General features: G+C 63.0%; 17 protein-coding genes. 13 read left to right on the top strand and 4 right to left on the bottom strand.

Annotated features, from left to right (window positions below):
- Positions 1-16 precede the first annotated feature (16 nt).
- A complete protein-coding gene (locus LOY54_RS21665; protein WP_258607875.1) occupies positions 17-958 on the bottom strand; it encodes a folate-binding protein YgfZ in 942 nt (313 codons plus the stop codon).
- 165 nt (positions 959-1,123) lie between these two features.
- On the opposite strand from LOY54_RS21665, the gene LOY54_RS21660 reads away from it, so the two are divergent.
- Together LOY54_RS21660 and LOY54_RS21655 are read left to right on the top strand one after the other, a co-directional pair.
- Entirely contained in the window at positions 1,124-1,378 is a 255-nt protein-coding gene (locus LOY54_RS21660) for a succinate dehydrogenase assembly factor 2 (protein ID WP_038607607.1), read from the top strand.
- Positions 1,362-1,814, top strand: a complete 453-nt coding sequence (locus LOY54_RS21655; RefSeq protein WP_093380053.1) for a protein YgfX — start codon at positions 1,362-1,364, stop codon at positions 1,812-1,814. The genes LOY54_RS21660 and LOY54_RS21655 overlap by 17 nt, the downstream gene beginning before the upstream one ends.
- On the opposite strand, the gene nadB is transcribed toward LOY54_RS21655, so the two are convergent.
- Positions 1,783-3,399, bottom strand: a complete 1,617-nt coding sequence (gene nadB / locus LOY54_RS21650) for an L-aspartate oxidase (protein WP_258607873.1) — start codon at positions 3,397-3,399, stop codon at positions 1,783-1,785. The two genes, LOY54_RS21655 and nadB, sit on opposite strands and share 32 nt — an antisense overlap.
- A gap of 432 nt (positions 3,400-3,831) precedes the next feature.
- On the opposite strand from nadB, the gene rpoE reads away from it, so the two are divergent.
- From rpoE to pdxJ, 10 genes are all read left to right on the top strand, one after another.
- Positions 3,832-4,413, top strand: coding sequence for an RNA polymerase sigma factor RpoE (gene rpoE, locus LOY54_RS21645; protein WP_010220971.1), 582 nt, complete (start codon positions 3,832-3,834; stop codon positions 4,411-4,413).
- A gap of 31 nt (positions 4,414-4,444) precedes the next feature.
- Positions 4,445-5,035, top strand: coding sequence for an RseA family anti-sigma factor (locus LOY54_RS21640; RefSeq protein ID WP_038999040.1), 591 nt, complete (start codon positions 4,445-4,447; stop codon positions 5,033-5,035).
- Between the two features lie 12 nt (positions 5,036-5,047).
- Positions 5,048-6,055, top strand: coding sequence for a MucB/RseB C-terminal domain-containing protein (locus LOY54_RS21635; protein ID WP_258607871.1), 1,008 nt, complete (start codon positions 5,048-5,050; stop codon positions 6,053-6,055).
- Between the two features lie 161 nt (positions 6,056-6,216).
- Positions 6,217-7,614, top strand: coding sequence for a DegQ family serine endoprotease (locus tag LOY54_RS21630; RefSeq protein ID WP_258610742.1), 1,398 nt, complete (start codon positions 6,217-6,219; stop codon positions 7,612-7,614).
- Between the two features lie 192 nt (positions 7,615-7,806).
- The gene (gene lepA, locus LOY54_RS21625) at positions 7,807-9,606 is read left to right on the top strand and encodes a translation elongation factor 4 (RefSeq protein ID WP_045197631.1); all 1,800 of its coding nucleotides are present in this window, start codon (positions 7,807-7,809) and stop codon (positions 9,604-9,606) included.
- Positions 9,607-9,611: 5 nt separating this feature from the next.
- On the top strand, positions 9,612-10,466 hold the full coding sequence (gene lepB, locus LOY54_RS21620) for a signal peptidase I (RefSeq protein ID WP_045197633.1): 855 nt from the start codon (positions 9,612-9,614) through the stop codon (positions 10,464-10,466).
- Between the two features lie 248 nt (positions 10,467-10,714).
- Positions 10,715-11,404, top strand: coding sequence for a ribonuclease III (gene rnc / locus LOY54_RS21615; protein WP_010220977.1), 690 nt, complete (start codon positions 10,715-10,717; stop codon positions 11,402-11,404).
- The gene (gene era, locus LOY54_RS21610) at positions 11,397-12,299 is read left to right on the top strand and encodes a GTPase Era (protein ID WP_045197636.1); all 903 of its coding nucleotides are present in this window, start codon (positions 11,397-11,399) and stop codon (positions 12,297-12,299) included. The genes rnc and era overlap by 8 nt, the downstream gene beginning before the upstream one ends.
- A 57-nt stretch (positions 12,300-12,356) precedes the next feature.
- A complete protein-coding gene (gene recO, locus LOY54_RS21605) occupies positions 12,357-13,040 on the top strand; it encodes a DNA repair protein RecO (protein ID WP_195884894.1) in 684 nt (227 codons plus the stop codon).
- Between the two features lie 63 nt (positions 13,041-13,103).
- A complete protein-coding gene (pdxJ, locus tag LOY54_RS21600) occupies positions 13,104-13,829 on the top strand; it encodes a pyridoxine 5'-phosphate synthase (RefSeq protein WP_408980602.1) in 726 nt (241 codons plus the stop codon).
- Between the two features lie 64 nt (positions 13,830-13,893).
- Here the strand turns inward: pdxJ and LOY54_RS21595 are convergent, their stop codons facing one another.
- Both LOY54_RS21595 and LOY54_RS21590 read right to left on the bottom strand, forming a co-directional pair.
- On the bottom strand, positions 13,894-15,285 hold the full coding sequence (locus LOY54_RS21595; protein ID WP_258607866.1) for a heavy metal sensor histidine kinase: 1,392 nt from the start codon (positions 15,283-15,285) through the stop codon (positions 13,894-13,896).
- Positions 15,282-15,956 (bottom strand): heavy metal response regulator transcription factor, encoded by a 675-nt coding sequence (locus tag LOY54_RS21590; RefSeq protein WP_045197646.1) that lies wholly within the window; start codon positions 15,954-15,956, stop codon positions 15,282-15,284. Before LOY54_RS21590 ends, LOY54_RS21595 begins: the two co-directional genes overlap by 4 nt.
- Positions 15,957-16,160: 204 nt before the next feature.
- Between LOY54_RS21590 and LOY54_RS21585 the strand changes: the two genes are divergently transcribed.
- The gene (locus tag LOY54_RS21585; protein WP_258607864.1) at positions 16,161-17,414 is read left to right on the top strand and encodes a TolC family protein; all 1,254 of its coding nucleotides are present in this window, start codon (positions 16,161-16,163) and stop codon (positions 17,412-17,414) included.
- Positions 17,415-17,423: the final 9 nt, after the last annotated feature.

Below are 17,423 nucleotides of genomic sequence, written 5' to 3'. Positions count from 1 at the left end.
CAGGGCGGGCGCAGGCTCAGCGCTGGATTTCGCGATCGCGGTCCAGTTCGTAAGGAAGCGTCAGCAGCTCCAGGCGCGGACCTTCGGCGCTGCCCAGGTGCAGGTTGTTGTCGGCAACCGCGTCGGCGGTCAGCACGGCCAGCAGTTCGCAGCCCTGTTCACTGTGGGCAGCCAGTACCACTTCACCAACGGAGGAGCTGTGGGTGGGCGAGAACACTTCGGTACCGGGCTGCGGCAGGTCGCCCTCGGCCAGGGCCAGGCGGTACTGGCGACGCTTGAGCTTGCCCAGGTACTGCATGCGCGCGACGATTTCCTGGCCGGTGTAGCAACCCTTCTTGAAGCTCACGCCACCCACGGCCTGCAGGTTGATCATCTGCGGAATGAACAGCTCGCGGGTTTGCAGCATGACCTGGCCGATGCCGGCGCGGATCTGTCCGAGCAGCCAGTCGTTGAGCCCGGCCTCGGCCAACTGCGCCGCCAGTTGCGCTTGCACCGCCGGGGCCTGCTCGGCAGGTACCCACAACTCGATGCGCCCAGCCGATACGGCAATGGCGGCCAAACCGTTGTGACGGGTGACCGCGTCAGTCTGCACCGGCACTTCCAGGCCCAGGGCCGGCAGCGCGGCTGCACCGTCGTGCAGGCCGAAACGCACCCAGGCAGCGCTGTCGTCGGTCAGCTTGGCCTTGGAGAACACTGCGTACTTTTTAAGGTCGGCCAGTTGCGGTTCGAGCAGTTCGCGGGTCATCGCCAGCAAGTAGCCATCGCCCTCGGAGAGGATGCGAAAGCTCGACTGCATGCGGCCCTTGACCATGCAGCGGGCGCCGAGGCTGGCGGTATGCTCGTTGAGGTAACTGATGTTGCAGGTCAGCTGGCCTTGCAGGAACTTGCCGGCGTCCGAGCCGCGGACGGCGAGAACGCCTTCGTGGGAAAGGGTGCAGAAAAAAGCGGAATCGGCCATGGTTTATCGCAAGGTGATAGGACTGGGGCCCATGATAGAGCGCTGTCGGCAAAATAGGTAGTTGAGTACAGGCCTCTGTCATTATTTGCTCACATGTCCGGACCAACGTCGCGTGTCCCCCGGGCGCTGGCTCTGTATACTGGCGGCCTATTTTAGGAGGGCTTCATGGTCGAACAAACTGAACTCAACCGGCTCTTTTGGCACAGCCGCCGCGGCATGCTCGAGCTTGATGTACTGCTGGTCCCGTTCAGCGCGGAGGTCTACCCGACCCTGAGCGAGGCCGACCGTGAGCTGTACAAGCGCCTGCTGAGCTGCGAAGACCAGGACATGTTCGGCTGGTTCATGGAGCGCAGCGAGTCCGAAGACCCGGAGCTGCAACGCATGGTTCGCATCATCCTGGACCGTGTCCAGCCCAAGTGAGCGTTTCGAATGTCGCTGGCAGGGCTCAAGGGCACTGTTGGCGGCATACCTGGCCAGCCTGCTGCTGGCCTTGCTGGCCCTGAGCCTGCTGCAGGTGCCCCTGTGGTTGCGCCTGGCGGCCATTGCCTTGTGCCTGCTGCATGGCGCCTGGGTCATTCCCCGGTGCATCCTGCTGACCCACCCCAACGCCATTACCGCCCTGCGCCGCGATGCCCACGGCTGGCAGTTGTTCAGCCGCGCCCAGGGCTGGCAGGCGGTGCAGCTCAAGCCCGATAGCCTGGCCTTGCCCGGATGCGTGGTATTGCGCTTTCGCCGGGCCGGGCGGCGTTTCAACGAGGGCCAGTGCATCGCCTTCGACGCGCTGGAGCCGGTGCAGCACCGGCGCCTGCGTTTGCGCCTGAAATTCAGTCGGCGTAGGTGGGCGGCTGCAGGATAGTGTCGCGGGCCTCTTTGAGCATGCCCGGGTAATCCAGGGTGTAGTGCAGGCCGCGGCTTTCCTTGCGTTGCATGGCCGAGCGGATCATCAGTTCGGCGACCTGGGCCAGGTTGCGCAATTCGATCAGGTCGCGGCTGACTTTGTAGTTGCTGTAAAACTCGTCGATCTCATCGAGCAGCAGGCGCACCCGGTGTTCGGCGCGCTGCAGGCGCTTGTTGGTGCGCACGATACCGACGTAGTCCCACATGAAGCGCCGCAGTTCGTCCCAGTTGTGCGCGATGATCACGTCTTCGTCCGAATCGGTCACCTGGCTGGCATCCCAGCACGGCAGCGCCTGGGGCATTGCGGTCTGGTCCAGGCGGGCGACGATGTCGTTGGCCGCCGAACGCCCGTAGACGAAACATTCGAGTAGCGAGTTGCTGGCCATGCGGTTGGCACCGTGCAAGCCGGTAAAACTGGTTTCGCCGATGGCGTACAGGCCCGGCACGTCGGTCAGGCCTTGTTCGTCGACCATCACCCCGCCGCAGGTGTAATGGGCGGCCGGTACTACCGGGATCGGCTGGCGGGTGATATCGATGCCAAAGCCCAGGCAGCGCTCGTAAACGGTGGGGAAGTGGCTTTTGACGAATTCGGCCGGCTTGTGGCTGATGTCCAGGTAGACGCAGTCCACCCCCAGGCGCTTCATTTCATGGTCGATGGCGCGGGCGACGATGTCGCGCGGGGCCAGTTCTTCGCGCGGGTCGAAGCGCGGCATGAAACGCTCGCCATTGGGCAGCTTGAGCAGGCCGCCTTCGCCGCGCAGGGCTTCGGTGATCAAAAAGCTCTTGGCCTGCGGGTGGTACAGGCAGGTCGGGTGGAACTGGTTGAACTCAAGGTTGGCCACCCGGCAACCGGCGCGCCAGGCCATGGCGATGCCATCGCCGCAGGCGCCGTCGGGGTTGCTGGTGTAGAGGTAGACCTTGGCTGCGCCGCCGGTGGCGAGCACGGTAAAGCGCGCGCCGAAGGTGTCGACTTCGCCGCTGGTGCGGTCCAGCACGTACGCCCCCAGGCAGCGATCGCCGTCCAGGCCCAGACGCCGCTCGGTAATCAGGTCGACCGCTACCCGTTGTTCCAGCAGTTCGATATTCGGCCGCAGTCGCGCTTGCGCCAGCAGGGTGGTGAAGATCGCCGCGCCGGTGGCGTCGGCGGCGTGGATGATGCGCCGATGGCTGTGGCCACCTTCGCGGGTCAGGTGGAACTCAAAGCCGCTTTCTTCATCGCCGGCGTGTTCGTCGCGGGTAAAGGGCACGCCCTGGTCGATCAGCCACTGGATCGCTTCGCGGCTATGCTCAACGGTGAAGCGCACGGCGTCTTCGTGGCACAGGCCGCCACCGGCATTGAGGGTGTCTTCGACGTGGGACTGCACCGTGTCGGTGTCGTCCAGTACCGCGGCCACGCCGCCCTGGGCCCAGAAGGTCGAGCCGTTGGCGAGGTCGCCCTTGCTGAGCACGGCGACGCGCAGGTGACCGGGGAGGGTCAGGGCCAGGCTGAGGCCGGCGGCGCCGCTGCCGATCACGAGAACATCATGTTGGAATTGTTGGCTCATGTCAGGACACTAGTATCTGAAGGGGGGGATCGGCACAATAGTCAGGCGCTTATGGCATTGTGAAACTATCGTGAATCTGGACCGGCTGCCTTTATAGCAGCCCCAAGGCCCTGATTTCCAATGGCGCTTGTGCAGTCTAGGGAGCCTTTTGTGGGAACTTTCCGTGATGTACGGATATCCATAGAAGGATGCCCGCACGCCACAATGCCGCGGCGACGCATGGCAGGCGCCCCTTGAAGGCACTGTTTGCGTATTCGAGACCCGATTATCGACGCAGCCGGCCGTGACCGCGCTGCGTTTTTCGTGCGAGCCGACCAAGGGCCGCAGGAAACTTGCTTGGAGGGGAGAACTTTTGCGCAAAGCCCGAGTCTATGGTTGCAAGCCTGAACGATGGCAGGTGCAACGCTCCTTCGAGTTCACTGAGGAGTGTTCATGCTAACCCAGGAAGAGGATCAGCAGCTTGTCGAGCGCGTGCAGCGTGGCGACAGGCGAGCGTTCGATCTGTTGGTGCTGAAGTATCAGCACAAGATTCTCGGGTTGATCGTGCGTTTTGTCCACGACACCCATGAAGCCCAGGATGTGGCGCAGGAAGCTTTCATCAAGGCTTACCGGGCGCTTGGTAATTTTCGCGGGGACAGCGCCTTTTATACCTGGCTGTACCGCATTGCCATCAACACGGCAAAAAACTATCTGGTGTCCCGCGGTCGGCGGCCACCAGACAGCGATGTAAGTTCCGAGGATGCGGAATTTTACGACGGCGATCATGGCCTCAAGGATCTGGAGTCCCCCGAGCGCGCGTTGTTGCGAGATGAGATCGAAGGCACCGTCCATCGGACCATCCAGCAACTGCCAGAAGATTTGCGTACGGCGTTAACTTTACGTGAATTCGATGGTCTGAGTTACGAGGACATTGCGAGCGTCATGCAGTGTCCGGTGGGTACCGTGCGCTCTCGAATCTTCCGCGCTCGGGAGGCCATAGACAAAGCCCTGCAGCCGTTGTTGCAGGAAACCTGAGACAGCGGCGACAGCCAAGAGAGGAACCGCCATGAGTCGTGAAGCTTTGCAGGAATCGCTGTCCGCGGTGATGGATAACGAAGCGGACGAACTGGAATTACGTCGGGTGTTGAATGCCGTCGATGATCCCGAAACCCGTGCCACCTGGTCGCGTTACCAGGTAGCCCGTGCAGCCATGCACAAAGAGCTGGTACTGCCACAGCTGGATATCGCCTCGGCCGTATCCGCAGCCCTGGCCGATGAAGCCGCTCCGGCCAAGGTCTCCCGTGGACCCTGGCGCAGCCTGGGCCGCCTGGCCGTTGCCGCTTCGGTGACTGTCGCGGTACTGGCCGGTGTACGCCTGTACAACCAGGACGAAATCAGCGGTGCCCAGCTGGCTGCCCAACAACCGGCGCAGCAAGGCCTGAGCTTGCCACAAGCACAAGGCCCGGCCGTATTGGCAGGCTATAGTGAAAGTGCAGAACAGCCAGGCCCGATGGCCAATGGCGTGCTGCAGGGGCAAACCGGCTGGCACGACCAGCGTCTGCCTGGCTACCTGCGTCAGCATGCTCAGGAAGCAGCCCTCAAGGGTACCGAGAGCGCTCTGCCGTATGCACGTGCAGCCAGCCTGGAAAATCGCTAAGTAAGGAGGATCATGCGCGCGCTACCTCTCATACCGCTGCTGCTGGGTGGCTGGTTGACGCTACCGGCCCTTGCCGCCAACTCCTCTGCGCAGGCAGGTGACTGGCTCAAGCGTCTGGCACAGGCCGAGCAACAGCAGAGTTATCAGGGTACTTTCGTTTACGAGCGTAACGGTAGCTTCTCCACCCACGACATCTGGCATCGCGTCCAGAGCGGCAAAGTCAGCGAGCGGCTGTTGCAGCTCGATGGCTCGGCCCAGGAAGTCGTGCGTGTCGACGGGCAGACCCAGTGCGTAAGCGGGGCCCTGGTACCGGGAGTGGCCAACACGCCGGAGTCTGCGGCGCGAGTGCTTGATCCTCTGAAACTGATGAGCTGGTACGACCTCGGGGTCGCCGGCAAATCCAGGGTGGCCGACCGTGAAGCGGTCATCGTCACCCTTACCCCGCGTGATCAACACCGCTATGCCTTCGAGCTGCACCTGGATAAAGACACCGGGCTGCCGCTCAAGTCGTTGATGCTCGACGACGGTGGGCGATTGCTTGAGCGTTTCCAGTTCACTCGCCTGAATACCGCCGTCGCACCAAGCGATGAACAGCTCAAGGCCAGTGGCATCTGCAAGCCGGTTGCCCAACTGACCGCGCAGGCTGCACAACCTGTCACCGGCTGGCGATCGGACTGGTTGCCACCTGGATTCGAGCTGATCACCAGCTCCGTGCGCAAGGACCCGCAAAGCAAAAATGCCGTTAGCAGCCTGATGTACGACGACGGCCTGGCGCGCTTTTCGGTGTTCGTCGAAGCCCTCGACAAAGGCTCGGCCGCCGATATCCGCACGCAGCTGGGCCCGACGGTCGCCGTCTCGCGACGGCTGACCACGCCCCAGGGCGAAATGATGGTGACGGTGGTGGGCGAGATTCCTATCGGCACCGCCGAACGCATTGCGCTGTCCATGCGCGCCCAGGATGCCCAGGCTAAAAATGAGGCGCAGGCAATGAGGCTGACAGGTCGAGGATTGCTTGGCTGACATGATTGGCAAGCTTTGCAGTTTGCAAAAACTCCAGAATTTTTCTATAGGTCAGTCCTTTCGGGGGCTGGCCTTTCCTGCTTCTGCAGGTCCCTACTGCTAACCACGCTCGTTGTGACGGGAGCCGTATGTCAATACCACGCTTGAAAACCTACCTATCGATGGTCGCCGCCGTGTTCATGCTCGGTCAGGTGCTCACCGCCCAGGCCGAAGCCCTGCCGGACTTCACCACCCTGGTCGAGCAGGCCTCGCCTGCGGTGGTGAACATCAGTACCAAGCAGAAACTGCCGGACCGCAAGTACGCCGCCGGGCAGATGCCTGATCTTGAAGGCCTGCCGCCGATGTTCCGCGAATTCTTCGAGCGCAACATGCCGCAGACGCCGCGTTCGCCGCGCGGCGACCGCCAGCGTGAAGCGCAATCGCTGGGTTCGGGCTTCATCATCTCCAGCGACGGTTACGTGCTGACCAACAACCATGTGGTCGCCGACGCCGATGAGATCATCGTCCGCCTGTCGGACCGCAGCGAGCTGCAGGCCAAGCTGGTCGGCACCGACCCGCGCACCGACGTGGCCCTGCTCAAGGTCGAAGGCAAGGACCTGCCAACCGTCAAGCTGGGTGACTCCGAGAAGCTCAAGGTCGGTGAGTGGGTGCTGGCCATCGGTTCGCCGTTCGGCTTCGACCATTCGGTGACCAAAGGTATCGTCAGTGCCAAGGGCCGCACCCTGCCCAACGACACCTACGTGCCGTTCATCCAGACCGACGTGGCGATCAACCCGGGTAACTCTGGTGGCCCGCTGTTCAACATGAACGGCGAAGTGGTGGGTATCAACTCGCAGATCTTCACCCGTTCCGGTGGCTTCATGGGCCTGTCGTTCGCCATCCCGATCGATGTCGCGCTGGATGTTTCCAATCAGCTGAAGAAAGACGGCAAGGTCAGCCGCGGCTGGCTGGGCGTGGTGATTCAGGAGGTCAACAAGGACCTGGCTGAGTCCTTCGGTCTCGACAAGCCGGCCGGTGCCCTGGTCGCCCAGGTCCTGGAAGATGGCCCGGCCGCCAAGGGTGGCCTGCAGGTCGGTGACGTGATCCTGAGCATGAACGGTCAGCCGATCGTCATGTCTGCCGACCTGCCGCACCTGGTCGGTGGCCTCAAGGATGGCACCAAGGCCAAGCTCGACATCATCCGCAATGGCAAACGCCAGTCGCTGGACATCACCATCGGCGCACTGCCGGATGAAGATGCCGACATCACCACCAACGCCAATGGCGGCGTCGAGCGCAGCAGCAACCGCCTGGGTGTGTCGGTGGCCGACCTGACCGCCGAGCAGAAGAAGTCCCTCGAGCTCAAGGGCGGCGTGGTCATCAAGGAAGTCCAGGACGGTCCGGCAGCGCTGATCGGCCTGCGTCCGGGCGACGTCATCAGTCATCTGAACAACCAGGCGATCCTTTCGGCCAAGCAGTTCACCGAAATCGCCAAAGAGCTGCCGAAGAACCGTTCGGTGTCGATGCGCGTCCTGCGTCAGGGCCGCGCCAGCTTCATTACCTTCAAACTGGCTGAATAAGCCGGCTTGAGCAGAAAAGGGCAGCCTCGGCTGCCCTTTTTTCTGGGCGCCGCGCAGGTTTCCCGGGGCATGCACCGATTTCCCACAATCGCGGTACCCACAGTTCACGTGACGCCAACGTCAAGCTTCAGGTACAATTCCCGGCTATTTTTCGGTGGGCGTCCGGCCCGCAGCCTTTTTGAGTGTTGACCCGTGAGTGATTTGAGTCATATCCGCAATTTCTCCATCATCGCCCACATTGACCATGGCAAGTCGACCCTGGCCGACCGCTTCATTCAGATGTGCGGTGGCCTGACTGCGCGTGAAATGGAGGCCCAGGTACTCGATTCCATGGACCTGGAGCGTGAACGCGGTATCACCATCAAAGCCCACAGCGTCACCCTGCACTACAAGGCGCAGGACGGCAAAACCTATCAGCTGAACTTCATCGACACCCCCGGCCACGTTGACTTCACCTACGAAGTCAGCCGCTCGCTGGCGGCCTGTGAAGGTGCCTTGCTGGTGGTCGACGCCGGCCAGGGCGTAGAGGCCCAGTCGGTCGCCAACTGCTACACCGCCATCGAGCAGGGCCTTGAGGTCATGCCGGTACTGAACAAGATGGACCTGCCCCAGGCCGACCCGGACAAGGTCAAGGACGAGATCGAGAAGATCATCGGTATCGACGCCACCGACGCCGTGGCCTGCAGCGCCAAGAGCGGCATGGGCGTCGACGAGGTGCTCGAGCGCCTGGTGCACACCATCCCGGCGCCTACCGGTGACATCGAGGCGCCGCTGCAGGCGCTGATCATCGACTCCTGGTTCGACAACTACCTGGGCGTTGTCTCCCTGGTGCGTGTCCGTCACGGCCGGGTGAAGAAGGGCGACAAGATCCTGGTCAAGTCCACCGGCAAGGTCCACTTGGTCGACAGCGTCGGTGTGTTCACCCCCAAGCACACCCAGACCGCCGATCTCAAGGCCGGCGAAGTAGGCTTCATCATCGCCAGCATCAAGGACATTCACGGCGCGCCGGTGGGTGACACCCTGACCCTGAGCACGACCCCCGAGGTCGAGGTGCTGCCAGGCTTCAAACGCATTCAACCGCAGGTGTATGCCGGTCTGTTCCCGGTCAGTTCCGATGATTTCGAAGATTTTCGTGATGCATTGCAGAAACTGACCCTGAACGACTCGTCGCTGCAGTACCTGCCGGAAAGCTCCGACGCCCTGGGCTTCGGCTTCCGTTGCGGCTTCCTCGGCATGTTGCACATGGAGATCATTCAGGAGCGCCTGGAGCGCGAGTACGACCTGGACCTGATCACCACCGCGCCGAGCGTAATCTTCGAGGTCAAGCTCAAGACCGGCGAAACCATCTACGTCGACAACCCGTCGAAGCTGCCGGACGTGTCCTCGGTCGAAGACTTCCGTGAGCCGATCGTATCGGCCACCATCCTGGTGCCGCAGGAGCACCTGGGCAACGTCATTACCCTGTGCATCGAGAAGCGTGGCGTACAGCGCGACATGCAGTTCCTCGGCTCGCAGGTGCAAGTACGCTACGACCTGCCGATGAACGAAGTGGTACTGGACTTCTTCGACCGCCTGAAGTCCACCAGCCGCGGCTACGCCTCGCTGGACTATCATTTCGACCGCTACCAGTCGGCTAACCTGGTCAAGCTCGATGTACTGATCAACGGTGACAAGGTCGACGCCCTGGCGCTGATCGTGCACCGCGACAATGCGCACTACAAGGGCCGCGCATTGACCGAGAAGATGAAGGAACTGATTCCTCGGCAGATGTTCGATGTGGCAATCCAGGCCGCCATTGGCGGGCAGATTGTTGCGCGTACGACTGTCAAGGCGCTCAGAAAGAACGTACTGGCCAAATGCTACGGTGGTGACGTTAGCCGTAAGCGCAAGCTGTTGGAGAAGCAGAAGGCCGGTAAGAAACGCATGAAACAGGTCGGTAACGTGGAAATCCCACAAGAAGCCTTCCTCGCCGTGCTCAGGTTGGATAGTTAGGTCCTATGTCGCTAAATTTCCCGCTGTTGCTTGTCATCGCCGTCGCCGTCTGCGGTCTGTTGGCCCTGGTCGACCTGCTGTTCCTGGCCCCGCGCCGGCGTTCGGCGATCGCCAACTATCAGGGCAGCGTCAGCCAGCCAGAAATGGCAGTGGTCGAGCGCCTGAACAAGGAACCGTTGCTGGTCGAGTACGGTAAATCGTTCTTTCCGGTGCTGTTCATTGTCCTGGTGCTGCGCTCGTTCCTGATCGAGCCGTTCCAGATCCCTTCGGGGTCGATGAAGCCGACCCTGGAAGTGGGCGACTTCATCCTGGTGAACAAGTTCTCCTACGGGATCCGCCTGCCGGTGATCGACAAGAAGGTCATCGAGGTGGGTGATCCGCAGCGCGGCGATGTCATGGTGTTCCGCTACCCGAGCGACCCGAACGTCAACTACATCAAGCGTGTGGTTGGCCTGCCGGGCGATCAGATTCGCTACACCAGCGACAAGAAGCTGTTCGTCAACGGTCAGGCGATCGCCGAGCAGCTGGTCGGCACCGAGCCGGGTACCCTGGGCAGCGCCGAGCTGTACAAGGAAAAGCTCGGTGAAGCCGAGCACCTGATCCGCAAGGAAATGAGCCGCTACCGCATGCCGCCTGACCAGCAATGGACAGTCCCGGCCGGCCATTACTTCATGATGGGCGACAACCGCGACAACTCCAACGACAGCCGTTACTGGGATGATCCCAACATTCCCAAGGAACTGCACGGCATGGTCCCGGACCAGAACATCGTCGGCAAGGCCTTCGCGGTCTGGATGAGCTGGCCAGAGCCTAAACTGAGCCACTTCCCGAACCTGTCGCGGGTCGGCCTGATCAAGTAACACCACAACGGCGCTGTCCTGGGACAGCGCCGAATGCGTTTCTGGCATAGGCTGTGTTCAGGGAAGCCTGGATGCAACCGATCACCCCGGCCAGCGAGCATGAGCCAAACAGTCTTTCAGGATGTTGATTTGAACAATGCGTTAAATCCGACGGTAGCCCCGATGGCGGCGTACCGAGTTGCAAAGTGTGAGCCCCGCGCCCAGGCGTGCGGGCTGAATTTCGGCCACGAACTGCGCGTGGGTACACTGTGAGCGTTTCCTTGAGTCGCCTCGAGCGCCAGCTCGGCTACACCTTCAAGAACCAGGAGCTGATGCTGCTGGCCCTGACGCACCGCAGTTTTGCCGGGCGCAACAACGAACGCCTCGAGTTCCTCGGCGATGCGATCCTCAACTTCGTCGCCGGTGAAGCACTGTTCGAGCGCTTCCCCCAGGCCCGCGAAGGCCAGCTGTCGCGCCTGCGTGCGCGGCTGGTCAAGGGCGAGACCCTGGCGGTACTGGCCCGGGGCTTTGACCTGGGCGAATACCTGCGCCTGGGTTCGGGCGAGCTGAAAAGCGGCGGTTTTCGCCGCGAGTCGATCCTGGCCGATGCCCTGGAGGCGCTGATTGGCGCCATCTACCTGGATTCGGACATGCAGACCGCTCGCGAGCGGGTACTGGCATGGCTGGCGGGTGAATTCGAAAGCCTGACCCTGGTCGATACCAACAAGGACCCGAAAACCCGTCTGCAGGAATTCCTGCAGTCGCGGGCCTGCGAACTGCCGCGCTACGAAGTGGTGGATATTCAAGGTGAACCCCATTGCCGGACGTTTTTCGTCGAATGCGAAGTGACCCTTTTGACTGAAAAAAGCCGAGGGCAAGGCGTCAGCCGGCGTATCGCCGAGCAAGTCGCGGCCGCCGCAGCACTGATCGCCCTGGGCGTGGAGAATGGCAATGACTGATACCAACACTACCCGCTGCGGCTATGTCGCCATTGTCGGCCGCCCGAACGTCGGCAAGTCGACCCTGCTCAACCACATCCTCGGGCAAAAGCTCGCAATCACCTCGCGCAAGCCGCAGACCACCCGCCACAACATGCTCGGGATCAAGACCGAAGGTGATGTGCAGGCGATCTACGTCGATACCCCGGGCATGCACAAGAGCAACGAAAAGGCGCTCAACCGTTACATGAACAAGACCGCTTCGGCCGCCCTCAAGGACGTCGACGTGGTGATCTTCGTGGTTGACCGCACCAAATGGACCGACGAAGACCAATTGGTGCTCGAGCGCGTGCAGTACGTGCAGGGCCCGGTGATCCTGGCGATCAACAAGACCGACCGGATCGAAGAGAAAGCCGACCTGATCCCGCACCTGCAATGGCTGCAGGAGCAACTGCCGAACGCCGAAATCGTGCCGATCTCGGCCCAGCAGGGGCACAACCTCGAAGCACTGGAAGGGCTGATCGCCAAACACCTGCCGGAAAACGAGCACTTCTTCCCGGAAGACCAGATCACCGACCGCAGCAGCCGCTTCCTGGCCGCGGAACTGGTGCGCGAGAAGATCATGCGCCAACTCGGCGCCGAGCTGCCGTACCAGATCACCGTCGAGATCGAAGAGTTCAAGCAGCAGGGCAAGATCCTGCACATCCATGCGCTGATCCTGGTCGAGCGTGACGGCCAGAAGAAGATCATCATTGGCGACAAGGGCGAGCGGATCAAACGCATCGGCTCCGAGGCGCGCAAGGACATGGAAGTGCTGTTCGACGCCAAGGTCATGCTCAACCTCTGGGTCAAGGTCAAGGGTGGCTGGTCCGACGACGAGCGCGCCCTGCGCTCGCTGGGCTACGGCGACCTCTGATCGCTCCAGGCCCGGTAGCGTCCGCTGCCGGGTCGAACCTTTTCTGAAGCGCCGCTCATGGAACTGCCAGTTGGCCAACCGGCCTACGTGCTGCACAGCCGGGCCTACCGTGAAACCAGCGCGCTGGTGGATTTCCTCACCCCGCAAGGACGCCTGCGCGCGGTCATGCGCCGTGCCCGTGGCAAAGGCGGCAGCCAGGTGCGGCCGTTCGTCCCGCTTGAAGTCGAGTTTCGCGGCCGCGGCGAGCTGAAGAACGTCGGCCGTCTGGACAGCGTCGGTGTCGCTGCCTGGCTGCACGGCGATGCGCTGTTCAGCGGGCTGTACCTCAACGAGCTGCTGATTCGCCTGCTGCCGGCTGAAGACCCGCATCCGGTGGTATTCGAGCACTATGCGGCGACCTTGCAGGCGCTGGCCGCCGGTCGCCCGCTGGAGCCGCTGCTGAGGGCGTTCGAGTGGCGCCTGCTGGACGAACTGGGTTATGCCTTCGCTCTCGATCATGACGTCAACGGCGATCCGCTGGTGGTCGATGGCCTGTACCGCTTGCAGGTCGATGCCGGGCTCGAGCGCGTCTACCTGTTGCAGCCGGGGCTGTTCAACGGTGCCGAGCTATTGGCCATGGCTGAAGCCGCCTGGGAAATCCCCGGTGCTCTGGGCGCCGCCAAGCGCCTGATGCGCCAGGCCCTGGCCGTACACCTGGGCGGTCGGCCGCTGGTCAGTCGCGAACTGTTTCGCAAGCGCTGAACAACGTCGTATGCTGTGGGGCTCAATCTTCAGGAGAGCCTCTTCGTGACTCAAAGCAACCGCATGCTGCTCGGCGTGAACATCGACCACGTGGCGACCCTGCGCCAGGCGCGTGGTACCCGCTACCCGGACCCGGTCAAAGCCGCGCTGGACGCTGAAGAGGCCGGTGCCGATGGCATTACCGTGCACTTGCGCGAAGACCGCCGGCACATCCAGGAGCGTGACGTGCTGCTGCTCAAGGATGTGTTGCAGACGCGCATGAACTTCGAAATGGGCGTCACCGAAGAAATGATAGTGTTTGCCGAGCGCATTCGCCCGGCGCACATCTGCCTGGTTCCGGAAACCCGTCAGGAGCTGACCACCGAAGGCGGCCTGGACGTCGCCGGCCAGGAAGCACGGATCAAGGCTGCGGTTGAGCGCCTGTCGCGTCTGGGCGCGGAAGTGTCCTTGTTCATCGATGCTGACGAGCGCCAGATCGAAGCCTCGCGCCGTGTCGGTGCGCCGGCCATCGAGCTGCACACCGGCCGTTATGCCGATGCGCAAACCCCGAGCGAAGTGGCTGAAGAGCTCAAGCGCGTGGCCGATGGCGTAGCCTTTGGGCTCGGCCAGGGCCTGATCGTCAATGCCGGTCACGGCCTGCATTACCACAACGTTGAAGCGGTGGCGGCGATCAAGGGCATCAACGAACTGAACATCGGCCATGCGCTGGTGGCCCATGCGCTGTTCGTTGGCTTCAAGTCGGCGGTGGCGCAGATGAAGGCGCTGATTCTGGCGGCCAGCCGGCACTGACAGATTCGACGCTAACCCTGTGGGAGCAGGCAAGCCAGCTCCCACAGGGTTTGCTGCGGCCCTCCTATTCGGCAGTATCCACAAACACCAGGCTAAACCGCGTCACCCCCTGCAGCTCGCTCTGCACCTCAACCCGCCCGCCATGCACCTGCATGATCGAGCGCACGATTGCCAGCCCCAGCCCGGTACCGCCTTCCAGGCGCGAGCGCCCCGAGCCCACGCGGTAAAAGCGCTCGAACAGGTGCGGCAAATGCATCGCGGCAATACCGGGACCGCGATTTTCCACTGATACCCACACCGAGCCGTCCCGGCGTTCAATCGCGATGTTGATCGGCTGGCCCTCATCGCCATGGCGAATCGCATTGCTGAGCAGATTCGACAGCGCCCGCTGCACCATCAAGCGATCCCCCATCACCGTGCCCCAGCCCTGTACGCGCAGGGCAATACCTTTTTGCTCGGCGTTGCATTCGAACAGCTCGCAAACCCGCTGCACCTCGTCGGCCAGCACCACCGGCTTGAGCGGCACCTGCGCCTGCGGCTGGCTGACCTGGGCGAGGAACAGCATGTCGTTGATGATGCGGTTCAGCCGGGTCAGCTCTTCGATGCTGTTTTCCAGCGCTTCACGGTATTGCTCGTTGGAGCGCTCGCGGGTCAGGGTGACCTGGGCCTTGCCCATCAGGTTGCCGATGGGCGTGCGCAGTTCATGGGCAAGGTCGTCGGAAAACTGCGACAACCGCTGCACGCCGTCGTCCAGGCGGTCGAGCATGATGTTGATACCACCGGCCAGGTCGCCCAGTTCTTGCGGCAGGCCGGTTTCTGGCAGGCGGTGGCTGAGGGTTTGCGCCGAGACCTGTTCGGCCACCCGGCGAAAACGGCGCAATGGCAGCAGCCCGCGCTGGACCAGCTTCCAGGCGCCCAGGCCGATCAGCACCAGCAGCAGCGGCAAAGCCCATAGGGTCGAGCCCAGGTAGGCCTGGAGCAGGGCATGGTCGTCGGCACGATTGACCGTCAGCAGCACCCGCACCAGGGTGCCGTCCTGCAGGCGCATCAGCCGCGAGGCGGTGAGCAGGTGTTCGCCGTCCTGGTCGCGCCAGGGGCTGAAAGCCAGGTGCGGGCCGCTTTCAATCTGCAGCAAGGCGTTGGCTTCCAGGGCCGGGCCTAGAGTGAGCAGGGCTGAGTGACGGCCGGTCAGGGCAATGACGCTCAGGCTCAGGTTGTCGTGGCCCATGACCACATCCAGCAACGGATGCACCGGCGTGCCCAGGTCGGCGGCTTTCAGGTCGATGGTCAGGCTGTGTTCGATCTGCGCCATCTTGTTGGCCAGGTGCTTGCGTGCACGGCTGTCCAGCTCATGGTCGAGGGCAAATACCGCAAGGCATGCGAGCAGCAGCACCAGCGCCGCGCCCATCAGGCTGACGCTCAGGCCCAGGCGCAGCGACAGGCGCGCAGGTTTCATTCGCGGGCCTCAAGTACGTAGCCGACGCCGCGCAGGGTGTGGATCAACTTGTTGTCGAAAGGATCGTCGATTTTCGCCCGCAGGCGGCGGATCGACACTTCCACCACGTTGGTGTCGCAATCGAAATTCATGTCCCAGACCAGCGAAATGATCTGTGTGCGCGACAGTACCTCGCCGCTCTGGCGCATCAGCAGGTGCAGCAGGGCGAACTCCTTGGCGGTCAGGTCGATGCGCTGGCCGCTGCGGTAGGCGCGGTGGCGGCTGGGGTCCAGTTCCAGGTCGGCGACCTTGAGGGTATTCGGTTGCAGGGCCTGGTCGTTGCGCCGCAACAGGCTGCGGATGCGCGCCAGCAGTTCGGGGAACTCGAAGGGCTTGAGCAGGTAATCGTCGGCGCCCAGGTCCAGGCCCTTGACCCGATCGGCCAGGCGGCCGTGGGCGGTGAGCATCATGATCCGTGTGCTGGACTCGGCGCGCAGGCGCTGCAGCACGGTCCAGCCATCGAGCTCGGGCAGGTTGACGTCGAGAATCACCAGGTCATAGGCCTGCTGGCGCGCCAGGTGCAGGCCGTCGGCGCCAGTGTGGGCGCAATCGACGATGTAGCCGTTTTCGCGCAGGCCCTGTTGCAGGTATTCGGCGGTGCGCAGTTCGTCCTCGACAATCAGTAGACGCATGGGATGACTCGTTGGCAGTGAAAGGCGCTGATTCTCAACCCTGTAGTAACTGTAAGGTCAAGCGCTGGAGTGCATTGAGCGGCGGATACTAAGCCATCCGCGCCTGCGGTTTGCCTGGATTACAGATTTGTAATACTTGAGTCATCCTGGCGATAAACCCCGATTACTAGAGTGCGGGCTCCGATCACGGCGCAGGAGTCCGCCATGTTTTGCACCCTGGAGCGGCCAGGCACAGGCCCTGGCCGACTATTGCTGGCCCTGTTGTTGCTGGCCTTGCCGTCGCTGGCCCTGGCGCAGGAGCCCGTATTAACGCTGGAATCGGCGCTGCAGATGGCCCGTGACAACAACCCCGAGCTGGCTGCGGCGCGTTGGGGCATCGACATTGCCGAAGGCGAGCGGCGCCAGGCCGGTGTACTGCCCAACCCGCAACTGAGCTGGGAAGTGGAAGACACCCGCAAAGGCTCGCAGACCACCACCGTTGGCGTCAGCCAGCTGTTCGAGCTGGGCGGCAAACGAGGTGCACGCCTGGACGTTGCCGGCCGCGATGCCGAACTGGCGGCGCTGGAACTGGAACGCCAGCGCAACGTGCTGCGGGCCGAGGTTATTGCTGCCTTCCAGGCCGCTGCCCAAGCCCAGGAAGGCTTGCAACTGGCCGAGCAGTCGTTGCGCCTGAGCGAGCGTGCGCTGCAAGTGGTGCAAGGCCGGGTCAGGGCCGGCAGCGCCTCGCCGGTCGAGGCTACCCGCGCCCAGGTGCAACTGTCAGAAGTGCGCCTGGAGCAGGGCCGCGCCGAGCAGGCGCTGACCGTTGCCTACCAGCAACTGGCCGCCGTCACTGGCGCTGCCAGGGTGCAGTTCAGCCGCGTTGACGGCGGCCTGCAGGCGAACAACGACATCCCCAGCCGCACACTACTGCTCGATCGCCTGGAGCAGACGGCCGACTTGCGTCTGGCCCGCCTGCAGATCGACCAGCGCGAAGCCGCCCTGGGCCTGGCCCGCAGCCAGCGTATTCCCGACCTGACGGTCAGCGTCGGCAGCCAGTACAGCGAAACCGACCGCGAGCGCATCAATGTGGTCGGCTTGTCGGTGCCGATTCCTTTGTTCGACCGCAATCAGGGCAATGTGCTGGCCGCTGCCCGGCGCGCCGACCAGGCCCGTGACCAGCGCAATGGCGCCGAACTGCGCCTGCGCAGCGAAGTGGTCCAGGCCCTGGCGCAGTGGAGCACGGCGGCCAGCGAGGTGCAGACCTTCGACCGCTCGATCCTGCCTTCGGCGCAGCAGGCGCTGGATGCCGCCACCCGCGGCTTCGAACGCGGCAAGTTTGCCTTCCTCGATGTGCTCGACGCCCAACGCACCCTGGTGGCTGCGCGCCTGCAATACCTGCAGGCCCAGGCCCAGAGCAGCGAGGCACGGGTGCGCCTGGAACGGATCTTTGGCGACCTGAGCCTCGCCAGTCGCTGATCGCGACCA

The sequence above is a fragment of the Pseudomonas sp. B21-032 genome, assembly GCF_024748965.1.
Taxonomy (GTDB): domain Bacteria; phylum Pseudomonadota; class Gammaproteobacteria; order Pseudomonadales; family Pseudomonadaceae; genus Aquipseudomonas.
This window is presented reverse-complemented; position numbering and strand designations above follow the sequence as displayed.